This window comes from Amycolatopsis sp. NPDC052450 (genome assembly GCF_044547565.1).
Classification (GTDB): domain Bacteria; phylum Actinomycetota; class Actinomycetes; order Mycobacteriales; family Pseudonocardiaceae; genus Amycolatopsis.
The window spans coordinates 42,102-66,331 of record NZ_JBIUAQ010000012.1; the positions used below are offsets into that span (position 1 = coordinate 42,102).

Genomic DNA, 24,230 nt, shown 5'->3' on the forward strand with positions numbered 1-24,230 from the left:
GGTTTTTGGGGCGGCCGCGGGGGGGGGTGACTCGGCCCGCGGTATCACGTTACCGGGGGGTTATTTTGTGTTTTGTGGTGTGCCCGTAAACACCCCCCCCCACCACTCACGAGCCCTGCGATCAGCCCTCGTCGTCGACCCAGTCGAAGGTCTTCGTGACGGCCTTCTTCCAGTTGCGGTACTCGGATTCGCGGCGGGCCTCGTCCATCGACGGGTCCCACTGCTTGTCCTGCGCCCAGTTGTTGCGGATGTCGTCTTCGCTCTCCCAGAAGCCCACGGCGAGGCCGGCCGCGTAGGCGGCGCCGAGCGCGGTGGTCTCGTTGACCACCGGGCGGATCACCGGCACGCCGAGGATGTCGGCCTGGAACTGCATGAGCAGTTCGTTGACGACCATGCCGCCGTCGACCTTCAGCGACTTCAGCGGGACACCGGAGTCGGCGTTCATCGCGTCGATGACCTCGCGTGACTGGAACGCGGTCGCCTCCAGCACCGCCCGCGAAATGTGGCCCTTGTTGACGAACCGGGTGAGGCCGACGATCGCGCCGCGGGCGTCGGAGCGCCAGTACGGCGCGAAGAGGCCCGAGAACGCCGGCACGAAGTACGCGCCACCGTTGTCCTCGACGGTGCGGGCATGCTGCTCGACTTCGGCCGCGGAGCCGATCAGGCCGAGGTTGTCGCGCAGCCACTGCACGAGCGAACCGGTGACCGCGATCGATCCTTCGAGCGCGTACACCGTGTCGTTCGAGCCGATCTTGTAGCAGACCGTGGTGAGCAACCCGTTGTCCGACATGACCTTCTCGGTGCCGGTGTTGAGCAGCATGAAGTTGCCGGTGCCATAGGTGTTCTTCGCTTCACCCGGCGAAAGGCACGCCTGCCCGAAGGTCGCCGCCTGCTGGTCGCCGAGGATGCCCGAGATCGGGACCCCGGCCAGCGCGCCCTTCTCGCGGACCTTGCCGTAGGTCTCCGAGGACGACCGGATCTCCGGCAGCATCGACAGCGGGACGGTCATCTCTTCGGCGATCTCGGCGTCCCAGGCCAGCGTGTCGAGGTCCATCAGCATGGTCCGCGACGCGTTGGTCGGGTCGGTGACGTGCACGCCGCCGTCGACCCCGCCGGTCATGTTCCACAGCACCCAGGTGTCCATGTTGCCGAAGATGAGGTCACCGGCCTCGGCCTTCGCGCGGGCACCCTCGACGTTGTCGAGGATCCACTTGATCTTCGGCCCGGAGAAGTAGGTCGCCAGCGGCAGGCCCACCTTCGCGCGGTAACGCTCCTGTCCACCGCCCAGCGCCCCCAGGTCGCTGACGATCTTGTCCGTGCGGGTGTCCTGCCAGACGATCGCGTTGTACACCGGTTTGCCGGTGGTGCGGTCCCAGACCAGCGTGGTCTCGCGCTGGTTGGTGATGCCGACCGCGACGATGTCGCCCGCGACCAGGTCGCCCTTGGCCAGCGCGCCCGCGGCGACGGCCCGCGTGTTCTCCCAGATCTCTTCGGCGTTGTGCTCGACCCAGCCCGCCTTCGGGAAGATCTGCTCGTGTTCCCGCTGGTCGACGGCGACCACCCGCCCGGAGTGGTCGAAGATCATGCAGCGGGTCGACGTGGTGCCCTGGTCGATCGCGGCTACGTACGAAGTCATCGAAGCTCCAGTCTCAGGTCAGGTTGTGGACGGCGAGGAAGAGGAGGGCGGCCAGGGCACCGCCGACCAGCGGGCCGACGACCGGGACCCAGGAATAGCCCCAGTTCGGGTTGGCCTTGTTCTTGATCGGCAGCAGGAACGCGTACGCGATGCGAGGGCCGAGGTCTCGGGCCGGGTTGATGGCGTAACCGGTCGGGCCACCGAGGGACTGGCCGATGACCAGCACGACGAACGCTACACCCGCGTAACCGAGCGCGGAGTTGCCGAAGTTCGGGGTGCCGCCTTCGCCCGTGGCGTTGGCGTAGACCGGGCTGAGCAGGATCCACGCGACCAGCACGAAGGTGCCGATGATCTCGGTGACGAGGTTCCATGCCTTGTTCGGGATCTGCGGCGCGGTCGAGAAGATGCCGAGCGTCTCGTCGCGTTGCGGGTGGTCGTCGAACTGGAGTTTGTAGGCGGCCCAGCAGAGCACGGCGCCGAGGATCGCGCCGACCATCTGCCCGGCGAAGTAGATCGGGACGTCCGCCCACTTCGTCTTGTCCGCGATGGCGAGGCCCAGTGTCACCGCGGGGTTGAGGTGGGCGCCGCTGGGCGCGGCGATGCTGGCCCCGGCGAAGACCGCGAACGCCCACCCGAAGGTGATCATCACGACGCCACCGTTGTGGCCGTTGTTCTTACGCAACACGTGGTTGGCGACCACGCCGTTACCCAACAGGATCAGGACCGCCGTTCCCAGCAACTCCCAGACGAAGATGGCTCCAGAACTCACCGCTTGACCTCCACTGTGGACACAACGCATGGGACATTGCGCGCAGGGTCGAACACGGTGTGCTACGGCGCCCTTGCCGACCCACGTCCGTGGCACGTTACCGTCGCGTATTTGTTCCTTCCAGGCGTCGTGGGAACCAATCCTTCCAAGATCGACGAGGGTTACGCCACACGTGTCACCCGCATAACGGACCGGTCGCGGCCGATCGTGCGATGCTGGAGTCACAGCGGCACAAGGAGGAATGTCACGTGGCAAGCTCTCAGCGCGAAGCCGAAAACAGCCCCGCCAGGCTGGGACCGCTCAAGCGGGAAGAGTCTTGGCAGCGGCTGGGTGAGGACAAGTTCGACCTCGTCGTCATCGGCGGCGGAGTGGTCGGGGCCGGCACGGCGCTCGACGCCGCCACACGCGGCCTGCGGGTCGCCCTCGTCGAAGCGCGCGACCTCGCTTCGGGGACGTCGAGCCGGTCCAGCAAGCTCTTCCACGGCGGGCTCCGGTACCTCGAACAGCTGGAATTCGGTCTGGTGCGGGAAGCCCTGCGCGAACGCGAACTGATGCTGACGACGATCGCCCCCCATCTGGTGAAGCCGGTCAGCTTCCTGTATCCGCTGACCCACCGGATCTGGGAGCGTCCGTACACCGCGGCCGGCCTGCTGATGTACGACACGATGGGCGGCGCGCGGTCGGTCCCCGGCCAGAAACACCTGAGCCGCGCGGGCGCGCTGCGGATGGTCCCGGCGCTGAAGCGGTCCGCGTTGATCGGCGGGATCCGTTACTACGACGCGCAATCCGACGACGCGCGGCATACGATGACCGTCGCCCGCACCGCCGCGCACTACGGCGCCGTGGTGCGCACCTCCACCCAGGTGGTCGGTTTCCTCCGCGAGGCGGACCGTATTTCCGGTGTCCGCGTGCGCGACGTCGAGGACGGCCGCGAGACCGAGATCCACGCCTCCGCAGTGGTCAACTGCACCGGCGTCTGGACCGACGAACTGCAGCGCCTTTCCGGCGGCCGCGGCCGGTTCCGTGTGCGGGCGAGCAAGGGTGTGCACATCGTCGTCCCGCGCGACCGGATCGTCTCGGAAGCGGGGATGATCCTGCGCACCGAGAAGTCCGTGCTGTTCGTGATCCCGTGGCGCAACCACTGGATCGTCGGGACCACCGACACCGACTGGAACCTCGACCTCGCGCATCCCGCCGCGACGAAGCACGACATCGACTACCTCCTCGAACACGTCAACACCGTGCTCGCGACCCCGCTGACGCATGACGACATCGAAGGCGTCTACGCGGGGCTCCGGCCTTTGCTGGCAGGGGAAAGTGAAGAGACGTCGAAGCTTTCGCGTGAGCACGCGGTCGCCAGGGTCGCGCCGGGACTGGTCGCGATCGCGGGCGGCAAGTACACGACGTACCGCGTGATGGCGGCCGACGCCGTCGACGCCGCGGCCGTCGACCTTCCCGGCAGGCCGCAGTCGTCCATCACGGACAAGGTGCCGCTGCTGGGCGCCGACGGGTACCACGCGCTGGTGAACCAGGCCGACCATCTGGCCGGCGAGCACGGGCTGCACCCGTATCGCGTCCGGCATCTGCTCGACCGGTACGGCTCGATGGTGCACGAAGTCCTCGCGCTCGGCGAAGGACGGCCGGAGCTGTTGAAGCCGCTGGAGCACGCTCCGGACTACCTCGGCGTCGAGGTCGTCTACGCGGCCAGCCACGAGGGCGCGCTTCACCTGGAAGACGTGCTCGCGCGCCGGACACGGATCTCGATCGAGTACGCGCACCGCGGTGTCGACTGCGCGGCGCAGGTCGCCACGCTGGTGGGCGAGGTGCTCGGCTGGTCGAAGGACGAGGAGAAGCGCGAGGTCGAGGTGTACAAGGCGCGGGTCGACGCGGAACGGGAGTCGCAGTCGCAGCCGAGCGACGAGGCCGCCGACGCGTTGCGTTCGGCCGCGCCGGAAGCGCGGTCCGGGATCATCGAACCGGTGAGTTGATCCCTGCTGCCGAGTGGTGTGCCACGCGCGCAGAGATCGTTGCCTGATCGGGTGAATCTGGCATAGCGTCGGCCGTCCCGATACGGAAGGCGGCCTTGTGGTGTTTCTCGACTCGTCGACGTGGACGGACCGGATCTTCGCCGGCGGTTCCTGGGTGCCAGGGGCCGGTGGCGTCCGTGACGTCATGGAGCCCGCGACCGGTGCGGTGCTGGGAAGCGTGGGGATCGCCTCGGCCGAGGACGCCGCGAAAGCGGCCGAGACCGCGGCCGAGGCGCAGCGGGCCTGGGCGGCGACACCGCACGTCCAACGTGCCGCCGTCCTGCGCAAAGCCGCTCGGCTGTGGTCCGAGTACGCCGACGAGATCCGCTGGTGGAACATCCGCGAGGTCGGCGCCGTGCCGGGAGTCGCGGGCTTTTCGCTGCACGTCGCCGAGCAGGAGTGCTACGAGGCGGCCGCCCTGCCCGGCCGTCCGTACGGCGAACTCCTGCCGAGTGAGGAACCGCGGCTTTCGATGGCGCGCCGCGTCCCGGCCGGGGTCGTCGCGGTGATCTCGCCGTTCAACATGCCGATCATCCTGGGCATCCGTTCGGTCGCCCCGGCGCTCGCGCTGGGGAACGCGGTCATCCTCAAGCCGGATCCGCGCACCGCCGTCACCGGTGGCGTGGTCCTCGCGCGGATCTTCGAGGAAGCGGGTCTGCCGCCGGGTGTGCTGCAGATGCTGCCGGGCGGCGCGGACGTCGGCGAGACGCTGGTGACGCATCCGGCGGTGCGGGTCATCTCGTTCACCGGGTCGACCGGTGCCGGGCGCAAGGTCGGCGAACTCGCCGGAAAGCACCTGAAGCGGGCGCATCTGGAACTGGGCGGGAACTCGGCGCTCATCGTGCTCGACGACGCGGACGTCGACGAAGCCGCCGGTGTCGCCGCGTTCGGCTCCTTCTTCCACCAGGGCCAGATCTGCATGACCACCGGGCGGCACCTCGTGCACGAGCGGCTCTACGACGACTTCGTCGAGCGGCTGGCGGCGAAGGCGGCCGCGTTGCGGGTGGGCGACCCGGCGCTGGACGAGGTCGCGCTCGGGCCGATCATCGACGCCGGACAGCGGGACAAGATCCACGAGCTGGTCACGTCCAGTGTCGCGGCGGGGGCGCGGGTCGCCGCCGGCGCCGACTACGACCGGCTGTTCTACTCCGCGACGGTGCTCGCCGACGTGCCGCCGACGGCGCCCGCGGTCGCCGAGGAGATCTTCGGCCCGGTCGCGCCGGTCGTGCGGTTCTCCGACGCCGAGGAGGCCATCCGCCTCGCCACGGCGAGCGAATACGGGCTCTCGCTGGGGATCGTCACCCGGGATGTCCTCAAAGGACTGGAGCTGGCCGACCGCGTCCCGACCGGGATCGTGCACATCAACGACCAGACCGTCAGCGATGAGGCGAACAGCCCCTTCGGTGGCGTCGCCGCTTCGGGCACCGGAAGCCGTTTCGGCGGCGCGGCGGCGAACATCGAGGCCTTCACCGAGACCCGCTGGGTCACCGTCCGCAACCCGCCGCCCACCTACCCTTTCTGACGACCGCCGCAATTAGTCACCTACTTGCGAAGTTGCCGCAATTCGTCACCTACTTGCCCCCGTTCGAGGTCCGGCGCCGGTGCGCGCCCAGGCAAGTAGGTGACGAATTGCGGGGAAGGGGTCAGGCGGTGCGGCGCCAGCGGATGAGGCGTTCCCCGGTCGGGGCCGGTTCGAGTTCGGGCCCGACCAGGGTGAACCCGCATTTGCGGGCGACCGAGGCGGAAACCTCGTTCGTCTCTTCGTAGCGGTAACTGACCTCGCGCAGGCCGAGCCCGCCGAAACCGAAGCGCAGGGCCGCGTTGAGCGCGGTGCTCGCGACGCCCCTGCCCCTTGACGCCGCGCGCACCCAGACCGACGCCTCCGCGTACCCGGCGTCGAAATCGAGATCCCGCAGGCCGACCTCGCCCAGCAACTCGCCGGTCGTCGGTTCGGCCACCGCCCAGGAACAGCGTTCGTCACCGGCCCACTGGGCCGTGCGCAACGCGACGTACTCGGTCGCCTCGTCCAGATCCCGCAAACGGTAGTTCAGGACGTATTTGCGATGCGTCGGGTCGGCGAAGGCCGCGACCAGCGCCGGACGGTCGTCGAGTGCCTTGTCCGCCCTCAGCTGCCGCAGGTAGTACTCGCCCGCGTTGATCTCCACCGGTTCCACCCTTCGAGGGTAACCGGCCCTTCAGCGACGGCGGCTCATGATCAGCGCGACCGCCAGCGGCAGCAGGAAGACCAGGAACGTCCCCCGGGTGAAGAAGAACAGCGCGATCGCGACCGCCGCCGCGATCGGCACGGCGCTGGCCGTCAGCCATTTCGACGGTGGAGCGTCGTTCTTCGCGGACGCCTGCGCCACGCCGGGCATGGGCGGCAGGGGGAGCAGCGCGCCGGGCCGGGGCGAGGGCAGGTCGGTGAACAGCGGTTCGAGATCACTCACCATCCGCGCGGCGCTGATCTTCGCCGACCGCGTACCGAACTCGTCGAGGTCGAGTCTGCCGGTGCGGACATGTTCTTCCAGCGCTTCGAGCGCGTCTTGGCGTTCGGCGTCGCTCAGCCGCATGTCCGGTCTCTCGGCACTCACGTCCCGAGTCTACGGGCGGATCAGCCGTCCAGTTCCCGCCGACGTTGTTTCCCGAGCTTCTTGTGCGCGTTGTCCCAGCCCTTGCCCCAGATGCCTTCGCCGACGGCGCTGATCCCGATCGGGACGAGGATGAACCACCAGGTGACACCGGTGGTGATGATGAGCACGATGGAGGCGATGAACAGGATCGGCTGGAGCGCGCCCATGATCCGTTGCATCGGCGGGATGTCCGCCCACGCCGGTTTCCCCGGTTCGCTCACGGCGGCCTTGGGCGCGTCGAAGAGCGGATGTGGTTCGGGCAGGTCCGCGAAGATCCCGGACAGTTCGCCGCGGGTCTTGGCGGCGGTGACCTGCGCGGACCGCTCGCCGTACTCGTCGATGTCGATCCGGCCCACGCTCATGTGCTCGCCGAGCGCGGTCAGCGCGGACTCACGATCCTGATCACTGATCCGCAGCCGCGGAGACGGAACCTCGCTCACCCTTTCGATGGTAGGCCGAGCGAGGCCCCGTCAACCACGACAAACGTCAGTCTTTCAGCTCGAACAGCTGGGTTCCCTGGGTGACGGCCGCGCCGACCTCGACCGAAAGACCGGTCACGGTGCCCGCTTTGTGCGCGGTGACCGGGTTTTCCATCTTCATCGCTTCGAGCACGACGACCAGCTCGCCCGCTTCGACCTGCTGGCCCTCTTCGACGGCGACCTTGACGATGGTGCCCTGCATCGGCGCGGTGACCGCGTCGCCGCTCACCGCGGCCTTGGTGCCGCCCGCGCGCTTGCGTGGCTTGGCCTTCACGGCCGTCCCGCCGCCACCGGCGTCGAGCGAGAAACCGCCGGGAAGCGACACTTCGAGGCGGCGGCCGCCGACCTCGACGACGACGTTCTGGCGGGGCTGCTCTTCCTCGGCCTCGGCGGCTTCCGGCGCCACGAAGGGCTCGATCCGGTTGTCGAACTCGGTCTCGATCCAGCGGGTGTGCACGCTGAAACCGTTCTCGTCGCCGACGAAGGCCGGGTCGGTCACGATCACCCGGTGGAACGGCAGGACCGTCGCCATTCCGTCGGCGACCATCTCGGCCAGCGCGCGGCGGCTGCGCTCGAGCGCGTTCTGCCGGTCCGAGCCGGTGACGATCAGCTTCGCGAGCATCGAGTCGAACTGGCCGCCGATGACGCTGCCGGATTCGACACCCGAGTCGACCCGGACTCCGGGACCACTGGGCGCGACGAACTTCGTCACGGTGCCGGGCGCGGGCAGGAAGCCGCGGCCGGCGTCCTCGCCGTTGATGCGGAATTCGATCGAGTGGCCGCGCGGTTCCGGGTCCTCGGTGATGCGCAGCTTTTCGCCGCGCGCGATGCGGAACATCTCGCGCACGAGGTCGAGGCCCGTGGTCTCCTCGGACACCGGGTGCTCGACCTGGAGCCGCGTGTTGACCTCGAGGAACGAGATCGTGCCGTCGACCGCGACCAGGTACTCGACGGTCCCGGCGCCGTAGTAACCGGCTTCCTTGCAGATCGCCTTCGCGGACTCGTGGATGCGCTTGCGCTGATCGTCGGTCAGGTACGGCGCGGGCGCCTCCTCGACCAGCTTCTGGTGGCGGCGCTGCAAGGAGCAGTCCCGGGTGCCGACGACGATGGCGTTGCCGTGCTGATCGGCGAGGACCTGGGCTTCGACGTGGCGCGGCTTGTCCAGGTAGCGCTCGACGAAGCATTCGCCGCGGCCGAAGGCGGAGATCGCCTCACGCGTCGCGGATTCGAAGAGCTCCGGGATCTCCTCGCGGGTGCGGGCGACCTTCAGCCCACGGCCGCCACCGCCGAATGCCGCCTTGATCGCGACGGGCAGGCCGTGCTCGTCGGCGAAGGCGATGATCTCGTCGGCGTTCGCGGCGGGGTCCTTCGTACCGGGCACGAGAGGGGCTCCGGCGCGCAGCGCGATGTGGCGCGCGGTGACCTTGTCGCCGAGGTCGCGGATGGACTGCGGGCTCGGGCCGATCCACGTCAGCCCCGCGTCGATCACCGCCTGCGCGAAGTCCGCGTTCTCGGAGAGGAACCCGTAGCCGGGGTGGACGGAGTCCGCGCCCGACCGCTTGGCGGCGTCGAGCAGCTTGTCGAAGACGAGGTAGCTCTCGGCGGCGGTGGTGCCGCCGAGAGCGAAGGCCTCGTCGGCGAGGCGGACATGGGGTGCGTCACGATCCGGATCGGCGTAGACGGCCACGCTGGTCAGCCCGGCGTCCTTCGCCGCCCTGATCACCCGTACCGCGATTTCCCCGCGGTTCGCGATCAGGATCTTGGTCACCGGACCACCTGTGCCGGCCTGCTCGGTCACGCCGTACCTCCTGCGTTCGCACGTCGGGCCGCCCCGATGCGGCTCCGCAGCAGTTTACGGAAATTCCCGCCCCGATTAGTGAGAGCAAGGCCACCCAGTGACCTCTGTTTATACCAGCGCGGCGGGGTGCTTCGGTTCTTTTATCAGGCTTTACACCAGCGCGGCGACGGGTTCCGGTTCTTTTATCAGGCTTTACACCAGTGCTTCGCGGTGCCGCAGTTCTTCCGGAAGGTCGGAGTCGAGCACGATCAGGTCGTACGGCTGGGCCTGGTGGACCCGCCCGAGGTGCTCGGACTTGACCAGCGCCCACGGCTGATGCGGGCCGCAGCACTCGACAAGGCGCTGCACGGTGCTGAAGGCGATCAACGCCGTCCGGCCGTCCTTGGTCGGGCGAAGTTCGATCTCGGCGCTCGTGAAGTCCTTCGGCTTTTTCGCCGTGGGAAGGAACAGGGCGTTGGGCAGTCCGGGGTTCGTCACGGGAACAACATAGCCGTGCACTCTGCGCTAGATCACTTACGCTCTCGGATATGCGGACTCAGGAAGCGCGGGCGCCGCGATCCGTGCTGTTCACCGCGCTGCTGGCGGTGGTGGTGACGGCGGGCGTGATCGTGGCCGTGATCCTGCTCCGCCCGGCCGCGCCGACGCCCGCCGGAGCCCCTGGCGTGCCTCCTGTTTCCGACGGCGCCCCGACCGCGCCCGGGGTCGACTGCGGCGACTCGGCCTGCCGGGAGGTCGGCGCGATGACCGTCGGCGGGCTTCCCGTCGTGCTGCTGGCCGACGACGCGGGCAAGCAGGGTGTGGTCCGGATCGGGGCGGACACGGTGTACCCGCTGATCGTCAACGACCGGGGGGTCACCCTCAAGGGCGATTCTTTGCGCTGCGTCGACGGCGCGACGCCGGTCTGTCTGGTGCGCGGCGAAGTGAGCGGCGGCTCGGTAGGCGAACTGTTCGTCGCGCGCGGCGGGATCTGGCGGGACACCGGGAAGCCGTACTTCTCCGACGCCGGAACGGTCGCCCTGAACGACGTGACCGCCGACGGGATCGCGGACGTCATCGTCGTGCGGCACGAGTGCCCCGGCGCGCAGTCCGGCTCGGCCCGCTGCCAGGCGGCGCCGGTGCTCGCCGAGGTCTACGACGTCGCCCGCGGTTCGGTGGGCTGCACGCGGCGGTACACCGCTCCTTCGGAGCTGCGGGGGTGGCCGGACGTCCGGCTCACCAAGGCTGACCTGCGGGCTTGTCCCTGAAAGGGAGCAAGGGACCTTTGCTATCACTTCATCTCAATGTCGAGAGAAGTGATAGCAAAGGTCCCTTGCTCGCGTTGCTGAGCTTGGCTAAGTAACCGGCCTGCGGGAGCTCGGAAGTCCGTGAGGGCCTCCCTCCCTACCCTCAAGGTAGTGAAGGAGGCCTTCACGGACTCCTGGTCCCTCAAGGAGGCCTTCACGGACCGGCGGATCGCCTCGGTGACCCCACCACCCCCACGCGTCACAGCTGTCGCGCGCGGGAGCAATCCCACCCTCCGCCGCGACAGGCCGAGTACATGAAGGCCCCCTTCCTTGCGCCTGGCGCAAGGAAGGGGGCCTTCATGTACTTGAAGAACCTCAAGCACCCGCGGCAGCAGGCTCCTTCGCAGAGGTAGTAGCCGCTTCGCCGTCGGAGGTGGGCGAAGGATCCGTCGGCGAGTTGAGCACGTCGTCGTCCAGCAGGCCTTCGCTGCGGGCGACGACCACCGGCACGACGATCTGGCCCGCGACGTTGGTCGCGGTCCGCATCATGTCCATGATCGGGTTCACCGAGTAGATCAGCGCGATCCCGAGCGCCACCTGCTGCGCGTCGAGCCCGATGAACGCGGTGGTCAGGGTCAGCGCGGTCAGCCAGCCGGTGGTGCCCGCGGTGGCCAGCGCGCCGAGCACGGCGACCACGACGATGCCGACGTACTGCCAGATGTTCAGCGAAACGCCGGACAGGTTCGCGATGAAGATGGCGCCGATCGCGGGGAACACCGCGGCGCAGCCGTCCATCTTCGTGGCGCTGCCCAGCGGAGTCGCGAAGGCGGCGTACGCGGGCTGGACGCCCAGGTTCACGGCGGACTGCCGGGTCAAGGGCAGCGTCGCGCCCGAAGACTGCGAAGCGAACGCGAACTGGATCGCCGTGCCCGCCTTCGAGAAGAACGTCAGCGGGCTGACCTTCGCCACGAACTGCAGCAGGATCGGGTAGACCACGAACAGCACCAGCAAGCAGCCGGCGTACACCGCGAGAGTGGTGGACAACAGCGGCCGGAACAGGGCGTCACCGTAGTTCGAGACCGCGGCGCCGATCAGGCCGATGATGCCGATCGGGGCGAGCCGGACGACCCAGCCGAGGTAGCGCTGGATGATCTCGAACACGCTCGTGGTGAAGTCGACGAACGGCTTGGCCTTGTCGCCGAGGCTGTAGGCCGCGGCGCCGATCAGCACCGCGAGGAACAGCACCTGAAGCGTCTCACCCTCGGTGAAAGCGGTGAAGAAGTTCTTCGGCAAGAAGCCTTCGACGAAGGCGCTCCAGGAGCCCCAGTTGTCGACGCTCTTGGTGGCCTTGTCGGCGTTCTTCGCGGTCGCGGCGACACCTTCGCCGAGGCCGCCGCTGCCCGGGTCGAACAGCTTCGCGACGGCGATGCCGATCAGCGACGCGATGAACGAGGTGATCGCGAACCACAGCACGGTCTTGCCGCCCAGCCGCGCGGCCTTCTTGCCGCCGCCGAGGTTGCGCAGGCTGTTGATGCCGACCACGATCGCCGTGAAGACCAGCGGGATCACCGCGATCTGCAGCAGCGTCGTGAAGATCGTGCCGATCTGGTCGAGCAGGTCGGTCAGCCAGCTCGCCTCGGTCGTCCTGGCGAGCACGCCGAGCAGGGCGCCCACGACGAGCGAGCCGAGGACCGCCGCCGCGAAGACCTTTGGCCTTGTGTAGGTCCGAATGAAAGACACGGGGCGACTCCGGTGCGTGAAAGTTTCCTGATTTCCCGAACGTGAAGAACGTTCGGCGAGGCAGGACTCTTCCGGATCACCCGATCGTGTGGGAGTCGTCTCAGGATGCGGGACGGGTCCACAGGTCGATGACGCTGACGCCGACTTCGGTCAGCAAACGTCGGGTCAGCGGCAGGCTGATCCCGATGACGCTCGAGAAGTCGCCGTCGATGCCCTCGATGAACCAGCCGCCGAGCCCGTCCAGGGTGAAGCCGCCTGCCACCTGAAGCGGTTCGCCGGACGCGATGTAGGCCTCGATCTCTTCTTGCGACGGCGTGCCGAAGCGAACAGTGGTGCCTTCGGTCCCGGAGGCTTCCTTCGTCCTCACGCCGTCCTCGACGCGGATGATCGCGTGGCCGGTGAGAAGTTCACCGGTTTTGCCCGCCATCGACGCCCATCGCTCGCGCGCCGCCTCCGGCGTGATCGGCTTCCCGACCATCTCGCCGTTGATCGACAGCATCGAATCGCAGCCCACGATGACCATGTCGGTGTGGCCGCCGAGTGCCTCGAAAACCGCTTCGGCCTTCGCGGCGGCGAGCGCGCGGACCAGCTCCTCCGGCGCCGGATCGATCAGGGACGCGGCGACGGCGTCCTCGTCGACGCCGGAGACGACGACGCTCGGGTCGAAGCCGGCGGAACGCAGGACGCCGAGGCGGGCGGAGGACTGGGAAGCGAGGACGAAACGCACCTGAGGAAGGTACTCGACCGGTCTCCGTTGCCCGATTGTGACCTGGAACACCCGAACGTGGAGCTAGTTTGTTGTGGCGCGCAACATATGGATTGTTCGAGCTACGGAGGAACCAATGCCGTCCCGCCTCCGCGTCAGAAGATCGCTTCGCACGACGCAAGCCACAGTGCTCGCAGGACTACTCCTGGCCGGTTCGGCCCTGGCGCCGATGGCGTCCGCCGCCACCGGGCCGGTCTACAAGAATCCCCACGCTTCGACCTCCGCGCGGGTGAACGACCTGCTCAAGCGGATGAGTCTCGACGACAAGATCGGCCAGATGACCCAGGCCGAACGCGGCGCGGTCACGCCTGATCAGGCCGCCGCGCTCAAACTGGGGTCCTTGCTCTCCGGCGGTGGCTCGGTGCCCGCCAGTAACACGCCGAACGGGTGGGCCGACATGGTCGACTCGTACCAGAAGGCGGCGATTTCGACGCCGCTCGGCATTCCCACGCTCTACGGCGTCGACGCCGTGCACGGCCACAACAACGTCTACGGCGCGACGATCTTCCCGCACAACATCGGCCTCGGTGCGGCCGGCAATCCGCGGCTGGTCGAGAAGATCGGCCGTGCGACGGCGCTGGAAGTCGCCGGAACCGGTCCGCGGTGGGACTTTTCGCCGTGCCTGTGCGTCGCCCGTGACGATCGCTGGGGCCGGACGTACGAATCCTTCGGCGAATCCCCGCGCGACGCCATCGCCAACGCGTCGGCCATCACCGGCCTTCAAGGGCGCAGGCTCGGCGAGAAACCGGGATCGGTGCTCGCGACGGCGAAGCACTACGTCGGCGACGGCGGCACGGCGAACGGCGTCGACCAGGGCGACACCGTGATCAGCGAACGCGAACTGCGCCAGATCCACCTGCCGCCGTTCCGTGAGGCGATCGACCGCGGCGTCGGCTCGGTGATGATCTCGTTCTCCAGTTTTCAAGGGGTGCGCATGCACGCCGAGAAGTACCTCATCACCGACGTCCTCAAGAGGGAACTGCGGTTCTCCGGCCTGGTGATCTCGGACTACAACGCGATCAACCAGATCGACGGCAAGGAAGGCTTCACCCCCGAAGAGGTGCGGCTCTCGGTCAACGCGGGCATCGACATGTTCATGGTCCCGTGGGACGCGCCGCAGTTCATCGCCTATCTCAAGGCCGAAGTCGAGGCGGGCCGTGTCTCACGCGACCGGATCGACGACGCTAACCGCCGCATCCTGGCGGAGAAGTTCAAGCTCGGCCTGTTCGAGCGCCCGTACACCGACCGTTCGCTCCAGAAGACGTTCGGCAGCAAGGAACATCGCGACCTGGCCCGGCAGGCCGTCCGCGAATCGCAGGTACTGCTGAAGAACGACGGTGTGCTGCCGCTGGCTAAGAAGAACAACAAGATCTTCGTCGCGGGCAAGAACGCGAACGACATCGGTAACCAGGCCGGCGGCTGGACGCTCACCTGGCAGGGCCAGAGCGGCCCGGTGATCCCGGGCACGACCATCCTCGGCGGCATCGAGTCGGGGGCGGGGAAGGGGACCACGGTGACCTATGACCGTGCGGGTAACGGAATCGACGGCAGCTACCGGGTCGCCGTCGCCGTGGTGGGCGAAACGCCGTACGCCGAAGGGCAGGGAGACCGTCCGAACGGCTTCGGACTCGACGCGGAAGACCTCGCCACGATCGCCAAACTGAAGAGCGCCGGGGTTCCGGTCGTCGTGGTGACCGTGTCCGGACGTCCGCTCGACCTCGCTCCGCAACTGCCGCAGTTCGACGGGCTTCTCGCCGCGTGGCTCCCGGGCAGCGAAGGCGCCGGTGTCGCCGATGTCCTTTACGGCGACTACAACCCGACCGGGAAGCTGACGTTCAGCTGGCCGACCAGTGCGGCGCAGGAACCGGTGAACGTCGGTGACGGCAAGAAGGCGCTGTACCCGTACGGCTACGGCCTGCGGTACCGCCGGTAGCTTCCGCCGTCGGCGCGGATGAGAGGAACGGTCCTTTCCTTGCGAATTTTGCAAGGAAAGGACCGTTCATAGCACCGGTGGGGGCTCGAACACCGCAAGTAGGTGACGAATTGCGGCAAGGGGTCAGGCGGCGCTGGTGGCGGGTTCCAGGGCGGGGGAGCGAGGCGCCCGCGGAGCGGGGCGGCGCATGGTGAGCGCCGCGAGCACGCCCAGCACCAGCACCGCGGCCGGGAGCAGCAGTGTCACCCGCGCCGCGTCGGTGAGTCCATTGTGGACGGCGTCGAGCGCGAGCCGTTGCGCCTGCTCGGCGACGCCGGAAGGCAGGCCCGGGAATGCCGTCGGCCCGGAAGAACCGAACTCCCCGGTCGATTCCGCGGCCTTCGCGATGCCTTCCGCGAACGGCGCGCGGTACTGCTCCGGCAACGCGCTCGCGGCCGACGCCGCCTCGTCGGCGATCGAAGCGCTGATCCGCGCCTGCAGCAGCACGCCGACGGCGGCGCTGCCGAGTACGCCGCCGACCTGGCGGGCGGTGTTGAAGATGCCCGACGCGGTCCCGACGAGCCGCGGTTCGACCGAACTCATCGCCAGGTTGCCCATCGGCGCGAAGATGAACCCGATCCCGAGGCCGGCCACCAGCAGCGCCGGGGTGAGCGTCCACGCGTTCGCTCCCGCCCGTGCGATCAGTGCCACCAGGCCCAGCCCCACGGCCAGCGCCGCCAGTCCGATGATCAGCAGGAGTTTGCCGTTGACCTTGTCCGAAGCGCGGCCGACGAACGGGCCGATCATGCCCGCCAGCAACGACATCGGCGCGAACAGCAACCCGGACATCGTCGGTGATTCGCCGAGCACGGCCTGCATGTAGATCACCAGCGGCAGGAACATGCCGGTCATCGCGAAGCCGACGGTGACCGCGGTCAGCGTCCCGGCCGAGAAGTTGCGATTCGCGAAGACACCCAGCGGCAGCAGTGGTTCCTTGCGGTTGAACCGTTGCCACAGCACGAAAGCGACCAGCAGCGCGACGCCGGCGCCGATGATCTCGAACACGGTGATCGGCCCGGACACGCGGCCCCAGTCGTAGTGCTGTCCATTTTGGACGCCGTAGACGACACAGAACAAACCGGCGCCGGACAGCAGGATCCCGGGAACGTCGAAGGAATGCGAGTGCTTCGGCTGCCAGTCCGGCACCTTGAGCAGAGCCAGCGCGAACGCGACCACGCCGACCGGCAGGTTGACGAAGAAGATCCATTCCCAGCCGAGATGGTCGACGAGCACACCGCCGAGCAGTGGCCCGATGATGGCCGCGATCCCGGCGACACCGCTCCAGAGGCCCATCGCGGGGCCGCGTTTCGACGGCGGGAACAGGTGGCTGATGAACGCCAGCGTCTGCGGCGTCATCAAAGCGGCCCCGAGTCCCTGCACCGCGCGGGCCGCGATCAGCATCTCGACCGAGCCGGACAGGCCGCACCACAGCGAGGCCAGCGTGAACACCACGAGCCCGGTCAGGTAGACGCGTTTCGGGCCGAAGCGGTCGCCGAGGCGGCTGGCGAACAGCATCGGCACCGCGTAGGTGAGCAGGTAGACGCTGATCACCCAGACGATCGCGTTCAGCCCGGCGCCGAGTTCGCGCAGCATCGCGGGAATCGCGGTCGAAACGATCGTGGTGTCCAGCAGGATCATGAAGAAACCCAGGCACAGCGCGGAAAGCGCCGCCCACGGGTTAGCTTGTCTTGCGTTCATCGGTGTCGTCCTCGGTGACCAGGTTGAGGTGCGGCGTGCAGTGTTCCTGGAACCCGATGCGACCGGATTCGAGGTCTCCGATCAGTTTCTGGGTCCATTCGAGCTCGAAGGCGCGCCGCGCGGTGGCATAGGACCAGTCGAGCCAGTAGATCTCGGGGAGCTTGTGCTCCTTGGCCAGGTTTTCGAGCACGACCTGGTCGGAAGCGATGGCGGCCTGTAGCCGCAGCACGCGGTGTTTGAGCTGGGTGAGCGTCATTTCCGGGCCGAGTTCGTCGATGACGGCGAGCGCGCTGAGGTACTCGGGGTATTCCTCGGCGGGCGTGGCCAGCATGTCCTGCGCCCGGTCGACGAACTCGTCGCGACCGGCCTCCGTCATCGCGTACAGGGTGCGCTCGGGGCGTTTCCCGTCCCGCTGTGTCTCGACGATCTCGACGAAACCGTTCTCCGCCAGGCGGTCCACCGTGTGGTAGAGCGAGCCGGCCTTCACTTTGACGCGCGTGCTGACGTAGCGCTCCTTCATCAGCTGCGCCATCTCGTACGGATGCATGGGCCGCTCGTGAAGGAGTTCCAGCACCGCCATGGCGAGCGGGGTGAGCTTCGCGGCCATGATGATCCTCTCGGAAGATTCCGTGCTGATTATTCCGAGTGGACTATATGACATGTCCGGGAGCGCCGTCACCATGCCTCTTGCGTACGCCGATCTCTTGTGCGTACAGTGTGCGCAGTATGAGAACGACGTACGCACGAAGGGAAGCTCATGACGAACTGGGACAACGGGCGCTGGCAGGCCAAGCTGGACGAGCTTCGCGAAGCCCATCACGTTCCAGGTGCCGTGCTGGCCGTGCTGACGGACGGCGAGATTCACGAGCTCGCGAGCGGCGTTCTGCATCGCGGTACCGGCGTCGAGGCGACGACCGATTCGGTGTTCCAGCTCGGTTCGATCGCCAAGATCTACACCGCGACGCTGATCATGAGGCTGGTCGAAACCGGTGAGCTGGACCTCGACGTGCCGGTCGCGGAGGTGCTGCCGGACTTCGAGACGATCGATCCCGAAGCGACCGGGACGATCACCGTCCGGCAGCTGCTGAGCCACACCAGCGGTCTCACCTGTGACTTCCACGTCGACACGGGTCGCGGCGACGACTGCATCGCCCGCTATGTCGAGGCCAGCAAGGGCATCGCGATGGACTGTCCGCCGGGGACGGCGGTCTCCTACAGCAGCGTCGGCTACGTGGTCCTCGGCCGCATCGTCGAGGTGGTGACAGGGTCGACCTGGGACCAGGCCCTGAAGGACCTGATCTTCACGCCGCTCGGGCTGAAGCAGTCGATGACCCTGCCCGAAGAGGCGCTGTGCTTCCGGGCGGCGATGAGTCATCTCGGCGAACCGGGGCAGGATCCGGAGCCCGCCCCCGCCTGGGATCTGATGCCACGCTCGGCGGGGCCTGGCGCACGGGTCATCGCCTCCGCCGGCGACATCGTCCGCCTCGCGCGGATGCACCTCGACGACGGGCTGGCGCCGGACGGGACCCGGGTCCTGGCCAGGGAAACGGTCGAGGCGATGCAGCGCCGCGAAACCGATGTCCCGGACAAGTGGACGGTCAGCGCGGACGGCTGGGGGCTCGGCTGGACGCTCTACGACTGGGACGGCACGCCGGGCTTCGGCCACGACGGCGCGGCAGTCGGGCAGTACGCGTACCTGCGGGTGGTTCCGTCGGCGGGCGTCGCCGTGGCCTTGGTGACCAATGGCGGCGGTGCCCGGCAGCTGTACGCGGCCTTGTTCCGCGAACTGCTCGACGAGTTCGCCGATGTCCGGCTTCCCGATGCCTTCGCACCGCCGGTCGAACCGCCGGTCGTGGATCCGGCCCGGTTCGTCGGCGTCTACCGGCGGGAAGGCGTGGTCATCACGGTGACGGGCGATCGGAAGCTGCGGTACGAGTTCGTCGACGGGATGAAGGATTTCTCGCCGCCGCTGGACATGGATCTGGTGCCCGTCACGGACACCGTTTTCGCCGCTTCGGGAGCGGGCCCGTCGTTCAGCGAAGACTGGATGCCCGTGGTGTTCTCCACGCTCGCGACGGGAACGGACTGCGTTTACATCGGAATGCGCGCCGCACCCAAGATCGCTTAGTTCAGCGGCCTCGGGCCGATTTCGCGTTCGAGGAAGCGGTGGTACTCGATGGCCGCGATCGAGTTCTCCAGCTGTTCGAACGTCGGCGCGGGGAGCGCGCCGTTGAAGACGATGGTCAGGCTCTTCCGCGGGATGTTGATGACGTACGGATCGACGTCGAGTTCCGCGCAGTGCTCGCGGAGGACGGCCGTCCAGCGGTCCAGGTCCTCGTCCTCACCGAGGTGCTCCCAGCGCGCGACGATCCAGTTGCCGTTGATCAGCTGGCCAGCCATCTCCCGTGGATGGTGGACCATGTACGGCTCGGCGACGTCGTTCATCGGCCAAGGTGGTCGAGGAGCGCGGCGAAGGACTCGGACGGCAGCACCAGGATGGGCCGGGTCTCGTCCGGCATCGCCCACTGTTTGGTGTCCCGGATGCCGACCAGGCCGGGCGCGGCGCCGACCTCGACGCAGGCGTTCTCTTCCCAGTGCGTGTAGGTCGACTTGTGCCAGCCGGTCATGTTCTCGTGCCAGGTGGTCATCGGAGGCCCTTTCCCCAGTGACTGTTTCGGCAAGTAGACGGGTTGTGCGGCAGCAAGGTTGGCGAGATCGGGTGATCTGTGCCCGTTGGTCGGTGAACGGCTTCGGTGATCGCGCTCGGCGCACGAAAGTGGGCCTTCACCGACAGCTGCTTTACTCACGATGCACTCTCGGAGTGCATAGCGCAAAGGGTCTTAGGTCACCGAAGTGGTTCGACCGCGAGCTCTCGGTAATCGGCCGCGATCCGCGTCAGGTGCGAGCAGGCGACGTCGCCATAAGTGGCGTAGCGCTCGACTTCGGCGAAGTTCTTCTCGTAGTCGGCGACTTCGCGTTCGTCCGTGACGAGCGCCGTGGCCGTCTGCGTCCCGAGGAGCACCGCGCGCGAGTCGTAGATGTCGAAACCGTGGAGCACGGCGACCGACACCGGCGTGGTCCACGGGATGACGCCGAGCCGCACCCGGCCGCGGCGGGACACCTCGATGAGGTGGCCGAGCTGGGCGAGCATGGTCGCCGCGCCGCCCATGTTCCAGCGCAGGGCGCCTTCGGTGAGCACGAAGTGGAACTCGCGATTCGAGTCGAGGATCCGCTGGCGTTCCAGCCGGGCCTCGACGGTCTGGTCGCGTTCGCCCGACGGCAGGGAATCGTCGAACAGCGCGGTGATGTAGTCGCGGGTCTGGAGCAGGCCGAACACGATGGTCGGCTGGAAACTGCGGATACGCGCGGACGCCGTCTCGATCTTGCCGATGCGCTGCTGCATCCGCCAGGCACCGCGCTGGAGGACGACACGGGCGGACGACGCCTCTTCGCGGAGGTCCCGCGTGATCGCGACCAGCGCCCGCCGGACCTTCGCGGGTGCGCGGTACGCCCGGCACAGCGCGACGACCTGGTCCTCCGTCGGCATGAACGCGCCGGTTTCGACGCGTGAGACCTTCGACTGACTGAGACCGGTGAGCCTGGCCGCTTCGGTACCGGACAACCCGGCGGCTTTGCGCAGACGGCGCAACTCGGTGGAAAGCTGGTCCTGGTTCGTCACGCACGGCTTTCTGAGGGCGGATCCGGTCGGCAGGACTGTCACCATAGTCCGCGGAAACCGGATCCGCGCCGTCAAACGGGCCGTGTCAGCGAGGAAGCGCCGAAGCCCGCCAAGCGCCTTCGCCGGGTGCGAGCGGTGCCCGCACGAGCGAAGCCTTGTCCGCCCACCACGAATCCCGTTTCGGCGCCGGCTCCGGCGCCCGCGCACCGGCCGCCGCCGCGACGACGGCGGTCAGCGCGGCGAGTTCGGCGTCGTCCGGATTGCCGCGGACGACCTTCAGCAGCGGGGTTCCGGGCGTGCTCACAGCGGGATGTTCCCGTGCTTCTTGGGCGGCAGGTTTTCCCGCTTGCCTTGGAGCAGTGACAGCGCCTTGGCGATGTGGCCGCGGGTGTGCGCGGGCACGATCACCGAGTCGACGTAACCGCGCTCGGCCGCCGCGTACGGGTTCAGGAGCGTGTCCTCGTACTCCTGGATCAGCTCGGCGCGCAGCGCGTCGACGTCCTTGCCGTCGGCGGCTGCCGCGGCGAGTGTCTTGCGGTGCACGATGTTCGCCGCGCCCTGCGCGCCCATGACCGCGACCTGGGCCGTCGGCCACGCCAGGTTGATGTCCGCGCCGAGGTGCTTCGACCCCATGACGTCGTACGCGCCGCCGTACGCCTTGCGGGTGATGACGGTGACGAGCGGGACGGTCGCTTCGGCGTAGGCGTAGATCAGCTTCGCGCCGCGCCGGATGATGCCGTTCCACTCCTGGTCGGTGCCGGGCAGGAAGCCGGGGACGTCGACGAAGGTCAGCACCGGGATGTTGAACGCGTCGCAGGTGCGCACGAACCGCGCGGCCTTCTCGGACGCGTCGATGTCGAGGCAGCCCGCGAACTGGGTCGGCTGGTTCGCCACGATGCCGACGCTGCGCCCGTTCACCCGGCCGAAGCCGACCAGGATGTTGGGCGCGAACAGTTCGTGCACCTCGAGGAAATCACCGTCGTCGACGACGCGGTTGATGACCTCGTGCATGTCGTACGGCTGGTTCGGCGAATCCGGGATGAGCGTGTCGAGCTCGCGATCGGACTCGGTCACGTCATCGAAGAAGCCACCGGAGGGCGCGTCCGTCTCGAACAGCGGCGCTTCGGACAGGTTGTTCGCCGGGAGGAACGAGAGGAGTTCCTTGACGTAGGCGATCGCGTCCTCGTCGTCGGAACCGAGGTAGTGCGCGTTACCCGAACGGGTGTTGTGCGTGCGCCCGCCGCCGAGCTCCTCGAAGGTGACCTCTTCGCCGGTCACGGTCTTCACGACGTCGGGGCCGGTGATGAACATGTGGGAGGTCTTGTCGACCATCACCACGAAGTCGGTCAGCGCGGGGGAGTAGACGTGCCCGCCCGCGTTGGCGCCCATGATCAGCGAGATCTGCGGGATGACACCGGACGCCTTGACGTTGCGGTTGAAGATCTCGCCGTACAGCCCGAGCGAGACGACGCCTTCCTGGATCCGCGCGCCGCCGCCCTCGTTGATGCCGATGATCGGACGGCCGGTCTTGATCGCCAGGTCCATCACCTTGACGATCTTCTCGCCGTACACCTCGCCGAGTGAACCGCCGAAGACGGTGACGTCCTGGCTGAACACGCACACCGGGCGGCCGTCGACGGTGCCGTAGCCGGTGACGACGCCGTCGCCGTACGGCCGGTTCTTCTCCTGGCCGAAGTTCACCGAGCGGTGCTTGGCCAGCTCGTCGAGTTCGACGAACGAGCCTTCGTCCAGCAGCAGGTCGATCCGCTCGCGAGCGGTCTTCTTGCCTTTGGCGTGCTGTTTCTCCACCGCCCTCGCGGAACCCGCGTGCACCGCCTCGTCATACCGGCGGTACAGGTCGGCCAGCTTGCCGGCCGTCGTGTGGATGTCCGGTTCGTCCTCGGGCGGCGTCCCGAGCGGCTCCGTCGCACTGCTCATGAAACCGCAGCCTAGCTACTCGACGGTCACTTCGCGTGTGGCGTAGGCAACGTCCGTCGCTAGAGCGAAGCGCGCACCAGACCGGATTCGTAGGCGGCGATCACGAGCTGCGCCCGGTCGCGTGCCGCGAGTTTGTGCAGGAGATGGCCGATATGCGTCTTCACCGTCGCCAGCCCGAGGTGCAGGGTCCCGGCGATCTCGTCGTTCGACAGGCCGCGCGCGATCAGGCCGAGGACCTCGCGTTCGCGGGTGGTGATGTTGTCCAGCGACGCCGCGACGCGCTGGCCCGGTTCGGGTAGCCGGGCGAATTCGGCGATGAGCCTTCGCGTGATCGAAGGGGCGAGCAGCCCTTCGCCCGCCGCGACGACCCGGATCGCGGTCAGCAGTTCGGCGGGCGGGGTGTCCTTCAGCAGGAATCCACTGGCGCCCGCGCGCAGGGCCGAATAGACGTAGGCGTCGAGATCGAAGGTCGTCAGCATCAGCACGTGGACGCCTTCGGTGGCGGCCGACGCGCAGATCCGCCGGGTCGCTTCGATCCCGTCCAGCTCCGGCATGCGGACGTCCATCAGCACGACGTCGGGGCGTTCCTTCTCGGCCAGTTCCGCCGCCTCCAAGCCGTCGCTCGCCTCCCCGACGACTTCGAGATCCGGCGCGCTGTCGACGAGCACGCGGAAACTGCCGCGCAGCAACGCCTGGTCGTCGGCGATCAGTACGCGGATCATCGTGTCCCCACTTCCTTGGCGGCGTACGGCAGCCGCGCGAACACCCGGAATCCCCCGGCGGGAAGCGGGCCCGCTTCGAAGTCACCACCGTAGACGGCGACGCGTTCGCGCATGCCGATCAAACCGTGCCCGCCGCCGGTCGACGGCGAGCCTTCGCCGCGCCCGTCGTCGACGATCTCGACGCTGACCTCGCCGGGGCCTTCGGTGATCGTCACCCGGCAGGCCGACGGCCCCGCGTGCTTCACGACGTTGGTCACCGCCTCCTGCGTGATGCGGTAGACCGAAAGCGCGACACCTTCGGGGAGGTCGTCCACCGCCTCGCCGGTCAACTCGACTCGCACCCCGGCCTGTCCGGCCCGTTCGGCGAGGGTCCGCAGATCGGCGAGTTTCGGCGCGGGCCCGAGCGCCGCTTCGGGCGTCCCGTCACCCGAGCGGAGGACGCCGAGCATGCGCCGGAGTTCGACGAGGGTTTCGCGGCTGGTGAGTTCGATGACCCGCAACGCTTCGCGGGCTTCTTCGGGCTGTTCCTTCGCGACGTGGTTGCCGACGGCCGCCTTGACCGCGATCAGGCTCATGCTGTGCGCGACGACGTCGTGCATTTCGCGCGCGATGCGCAGCCGCTCATCGGAAACCGCCTGATCGGCCTGGGTTTCGGCGAGCTGGGCCAGGTTCGCGCGCCGTTGCCGCGTCATCCAGCCCAGCGCCCACGAGCCCGCCACCCCGCCGCCCGCGAAGGCCGTCGACGCGATCGTGTTCGGCCCGAGCCGCAGGAACTCGAAGATCATGACGACGACCAGGCCGAGCCCCATCGCGATCAGCGAGCGGGCCCGCGGATGTTCCAGCGCCACGGTGTACAGGGCGCACGCGGTGGCCAGGAGCGCGGCCGGGCCCAGCCCGTTGCCGGCGAGCAGGGCCGGGATCAGGCTGCCGAGGCCGAGGCCGTAGGCGACCAGGGGCCGGTGGCGCCGCAGCGCGATCGCGATCCCGCTGGCGGCGATCGTCGCCCAGGCGAGCCACATCGGGATGGCGATGAGGAACGTCCAGGTCCGCGCGGCGAGGTTCCCGCCGACGGCCACGACGAGGACCACCGCGAGAAGCGCGTCGATCAGGTACGCCACCCGCTGCGGGAGCGCCGACGGCTGTTTCATACGGC

The 24,230-nt window shown here is 68.2% G+C and carries 23 protein-coding genes; 5 read left to right on the forward strand and 18 right to left on the reverse strand.

The window, feature by feature from the left end:
* Nucleotides 1–121: 121 nt before the first annotated feature.
* Nucleotides 122–1,636 (reverse strand): glycerol kinase GlpK, encoded by a 1,515-nt coding sequence (glpK, locus tag ACIHAO_RS21095; protein WP_396560235.1) that lies wholly within the window; start codon nucleotides 1,634–1,636, stop codon nucleotides 122–124.
* 13 nt (nucleotides 1,637–1,649) lie between these two features.
* A complete protein-coding gene (locus ACIHAO_RS21100; RefSeq protein ID WP_396560237.1) occupies nucleotides 1,650–2,405 on the reverse strand; it encodes an MIP/aquaporin family protein in 756 nt (251 codons plus the stop codon).
* Between the two features lie 248 nt (nucleotides 2,406–2,653).
* On the opposite strand from ACIHAO_RS21100, the gene ACIHAO_RS21105 reads away from it, so the two are divergent.
* Together ACIHAO_RS21105 and ACIHAO_RS21110 are read left to right on the forward strand one after the other, a co-directional pair.
* A complete protein-coding gene (locus ACIHAO_RS21105) occupies nucleotides 2,654–4,393 on the forward strand; it encodes a glycerol-3-phosphate dehydrogenase/oxidase (protein WP_396560239.1) in 1,740 nt (579 codons plus the stop codon).
* Nucleotides 4,394–4,490: 97 nt separating this feature from the next.
* Nucleotides 4,491–5,954 carry an aldehyde dehydrogenase family protein gene (locus ACIHAO_RS21110; RefSeq protein ID WP_396560241.1) on the forward strand — a complete coding sequence of 488 codons (1,464 nt, stop codon included), beginning with the start codon at nucleotides 4,491–4,493 and terminating at the stop codon, nucleotides 5,952–5,954.
* A 121-nt stretch (nucleotides 5,955–6,075) separates the two neighbouring features.
* Here ACIHAO_RS21110 and ACIHAO_RS21115 read toward each other — a convergent pair whose 3' ends face one another.
* The 5 genes from ACIHAO_RS21115 to ACIHAO_RS21135 form a co-directional block, all read right to left on the reverse strand.
* A complete protein-coding gene (locus ACIHAO_RS21115; protein WP_396560243.1) occupies nucleotides 6,076–6,606 on the reverse strand; it encodes a GNAT family N-acetyltransferase in 531 nt (176 codons plus the stop codon).
* 21 nt (nucleotides 6,607–6,627) lie between these two features.
* Entirely contained in the window at nucleotides 6,628–7,002 is a 375-nt protein-coding gene (locus ACIHAO_RS21120; protein WP_125796741.1) for a DUF1707 domain-containing protein, read from the reverse strand.
* A gap of 41 nt (nucleotides 7,003–7,043) precedes the next feature.
* Entirely contained in the window at nucleotides 7,044–7,502 is a 459-nt protein-coding gene (locus ACIHAO_RS21125; RefSeq protein ID WP_396560245.1) for a DUF1707 domain-containing protein, read from the reverse strand.
* 46 nt (nucleotides 7,503–7,548) lie between these two features.
* A complete protein-coding gene (locus ACIHAO_RS21130) occupies nucleotides 7,549–9,339 on the reverse strand; it encodes an acetyl/propionyl/methylcrotonyl-CoA carboxylase subunit alpha (protein ID WP_396560247.1) in 1,791 nt (596 codons plus the stop codon).
* A 192-nt stretch (nucleotides 9,340–9,531) separates the two neighbouring features.
* Entirely contained in the window at nucleotides 9,532–9,816 is a 285-nt protein-coding gene (locus tag ACIHAO_RS21135) for an SAV_915 family protein (protein ID WP_125796498.1), read from the reverse strand.
* Nucleotides 9,817–9,899: 83 nt separating this feature from the next.
* On the opposite strand from ACIHAO_RS21135, the gene ACIHAO_RS21140 reads away from it, so the two are divergent.
* Entirely contained in the window at nucleotides 9,900–10,583 is a 684-nt protein-coding gene (locus tag ACIHAO_RS21140; RefSeq protein ID WP_396560548.1) for a hypothetical protein, read from the forward strand.
* A gap of 354 nt (nucleotides 10,584–10,937) precedes the next feature.
* Here the strand turns inward: ACIHAO_RS21140 and ACIHAO_RS21145 are convergent, their stop codons facing one another.
* Both ACIHAO_RS21145 and ACIHAO_RS21150 read right to left on the reverse strand, forming a co-directional pair.
* Nucleotides 10,938–12,302, reverse strand: a complete 1,365-nt coding sequence (locus tag ACIHAO_RS21145) for a dicarboxylate/amino acid:cation symporter (RefSeq protein ID WP_396560249.1) — start codon at nucleotides 12,300–12,302, stop codon at nucleotides 10,938–10,940.
* Between the two features lie 100 nt (nucleotides 12,303–12,402).
* The gene (locus tag ACIHAO_RS21150) at nucleotides 12,403–13,029 is read right to left on the reverse strand and encodes a Maf family protein (protein WP_396560251.1); all 627 of its coding nucleotides are present in this window, start codon (nucleotides 13,027–13,029) and stop codon (nucleotides 12,403–12,405) included.
* 166 nt (nucleotides 13,030–13,195) lie between these two features.
* Here ACIHAO_RS21150 and ACIHAO_RS21155 point away from each other — a divergent pair, with 166 nt between their 5' ends.
* Nucleotides 13,196–15,001 (forward strand): glycoside hydrolase family 3 protein, encoded by a 1,806-nt coding sequence (locus tag ACIHAO_RS21155; RefSeq protein WP_396560253.1) that lies wholly within the window; start codon nucleotides 13,196–13,198, stop codon nucleotides 14,999–15,001.
* A gap of 123 nt (nucleotides 15,002–15,124) precedes the next feature.
* Here ACIHAO_RS21155 and ACIHAO_RS21160 read toward each other — a convergent pair whose 3' ends face one another.
* Complete coding sequence (locus ACIHAO_RS21160; protein WP_396560255.1) at nucleotides 15,125–16,738, reverse strand: DHA2 family efflux MFS transporter permease subunit; 1,614 nt, start codon at nucleotides 16,736–16,738, stop codon at nucleotides 15,125–15,127.
* Nucleotides 16,719–17,345, reverse strand: coding sequence for a PadR family transcriptional regulator (locus ACIHAO_RS21165; RefSeq protein ID WP_396560257.1), 627 nt, complete (start codon nucleotides 17,343–17,345; stop codon nucleotides 16,719–16,721). The genes ACIHAO_RS21160 and ACIHAO_RS21165 overlap by 20 nt, the downstream gene beginning before the upstream one ends.
* A 150-nt stretch (nucleotides 17,346–17,495) precedes the next feature.
* On the opposite strand from ACIHAO_RS21165, the gene ACIHAO_RS21170 reads away from it, so the two are divergent.
* The gene (locus ACIHAO_RS21170) at nucleotides 17,496–18,866 is read left to right on the forward strand and encodes a serine hydrolase domain-containing protein (protein ID WP_396560259.1); all 1,371 of its coding nucleotides are present in this window, start codon (nucleotides 17,496–17,498) and stop codon (nucleotides 18,864–18,866) included.
* On the opposite strand, the gene ACIHAO_RS21175 is transcribed toward ACIHAO_RS21170, so the two are convergent.
* The 7 genes from ACIHAO_RS21175 to ACIHAO_RS21205 all read right to left on the reverse strand — a co-directional run bounded on the left by ACIHAO_RS21175 (nucleotide 18,863) and on the right by ACIHAO_RS21205 (nucleotide 24,225).
* A complete protein-coding gene (locus ACIHAO_RS21175; RefSeq protein WP_396560261.1) occupies nucleotides 18,863–19,183 on the reverse strand; it encodes a hypothetical protein in 321 nt (106 codons plus the stop codon). The genes ACIHAO_RS21170 and ACIHAO_RS21175 overlap by 4 nt on opposite strands.
* Nucleotides 19,180–19,386 (reverse strand): DUF397 domain-containing protein, encoded by a 207-nt coding sequence (locus ACIHAO_RS21180; RefSeq protein WP_125796505.1) that lies wholly within the window; start codon nucleotides 19,384–19,386, stop codon nucleotides 19,180–19,182. The genes ACIHAO_RS21175 and ACIHAO_RS21180 overlap by 4 nt, the downstream gene beginning before the upstream one ends.
* Nucleotides 19,387–19,583: 197 nt before the next feature.
* Nucleotides 19,584–20,417, reverse strand: a complete 834-nt coding sequence (locus ACIHAO_RS21185; RefSeq protein ID WP_396560263.1) for a helix-turn-helix domain-containing protein — start codon at nucleotides 20,415–20,417, stop codon at nucleotides 19,584–19,586.
* Between the two features lie 85 nt (nucleotides 20,418–20,502).
* Nucleotides 20,503–20,721 (reverse strand): acyl-CoA carboxylase subunit epsilon, encoded by a 219-nt coding sequence (locus ACIHAO_RS21190; RefSeq protein WP_396560265.1) that lies wholly within the window; start codon nucleotides 20,719–20,721, stop codon nucleotides 20,503–20,505.
* Nucleotides 20,718–22,355: an acyl-CoA carboxylase subunit beta gene (locus tag ACIHAO_RS21195; RefSeq protein ID WP_396560267.1), complete on the reverse strand. Its 1,638-nt coding sequence runs from the start codon at nucleotides 22,353–22,355 to the stop codon at nucleotides 20,718–20,720. The genes ACIHAO_RS21190 and ACIHAO_RS21195 overlap by 4 nt, the downstream gene beginning before the upstream one ends.
* Nucleotides 22,356–22,414: 59 nt before the next feature.
* Complete coding sequence (locus ACIHAO_RS21200; protein WP_396560269.1) at nucleotides 22,415–23,077, reverse strand: response regulator; 663 nt, start codon at nucleotides 23,075–23,077, stop codon at nucleotides 22,415–22,417.
* Nucleotides 23,074–24,225, reverse strand: coding sequence for a sensor histidine kinase (locus tag ACIHAO_RS21205; protein WP_396560271.1), 1,152 nt, complete (start codon nucleotides 24,223–24,225; stop codon nucleotides 23,074–23,076). Before ACIHAO_RS21205 ends, ACIHAO_RS21200 begins: the two co-directional genes overlap by 4 nt.
* Nucleotides 24,226–24,230 lie beyond the last annotated feature (5 nt).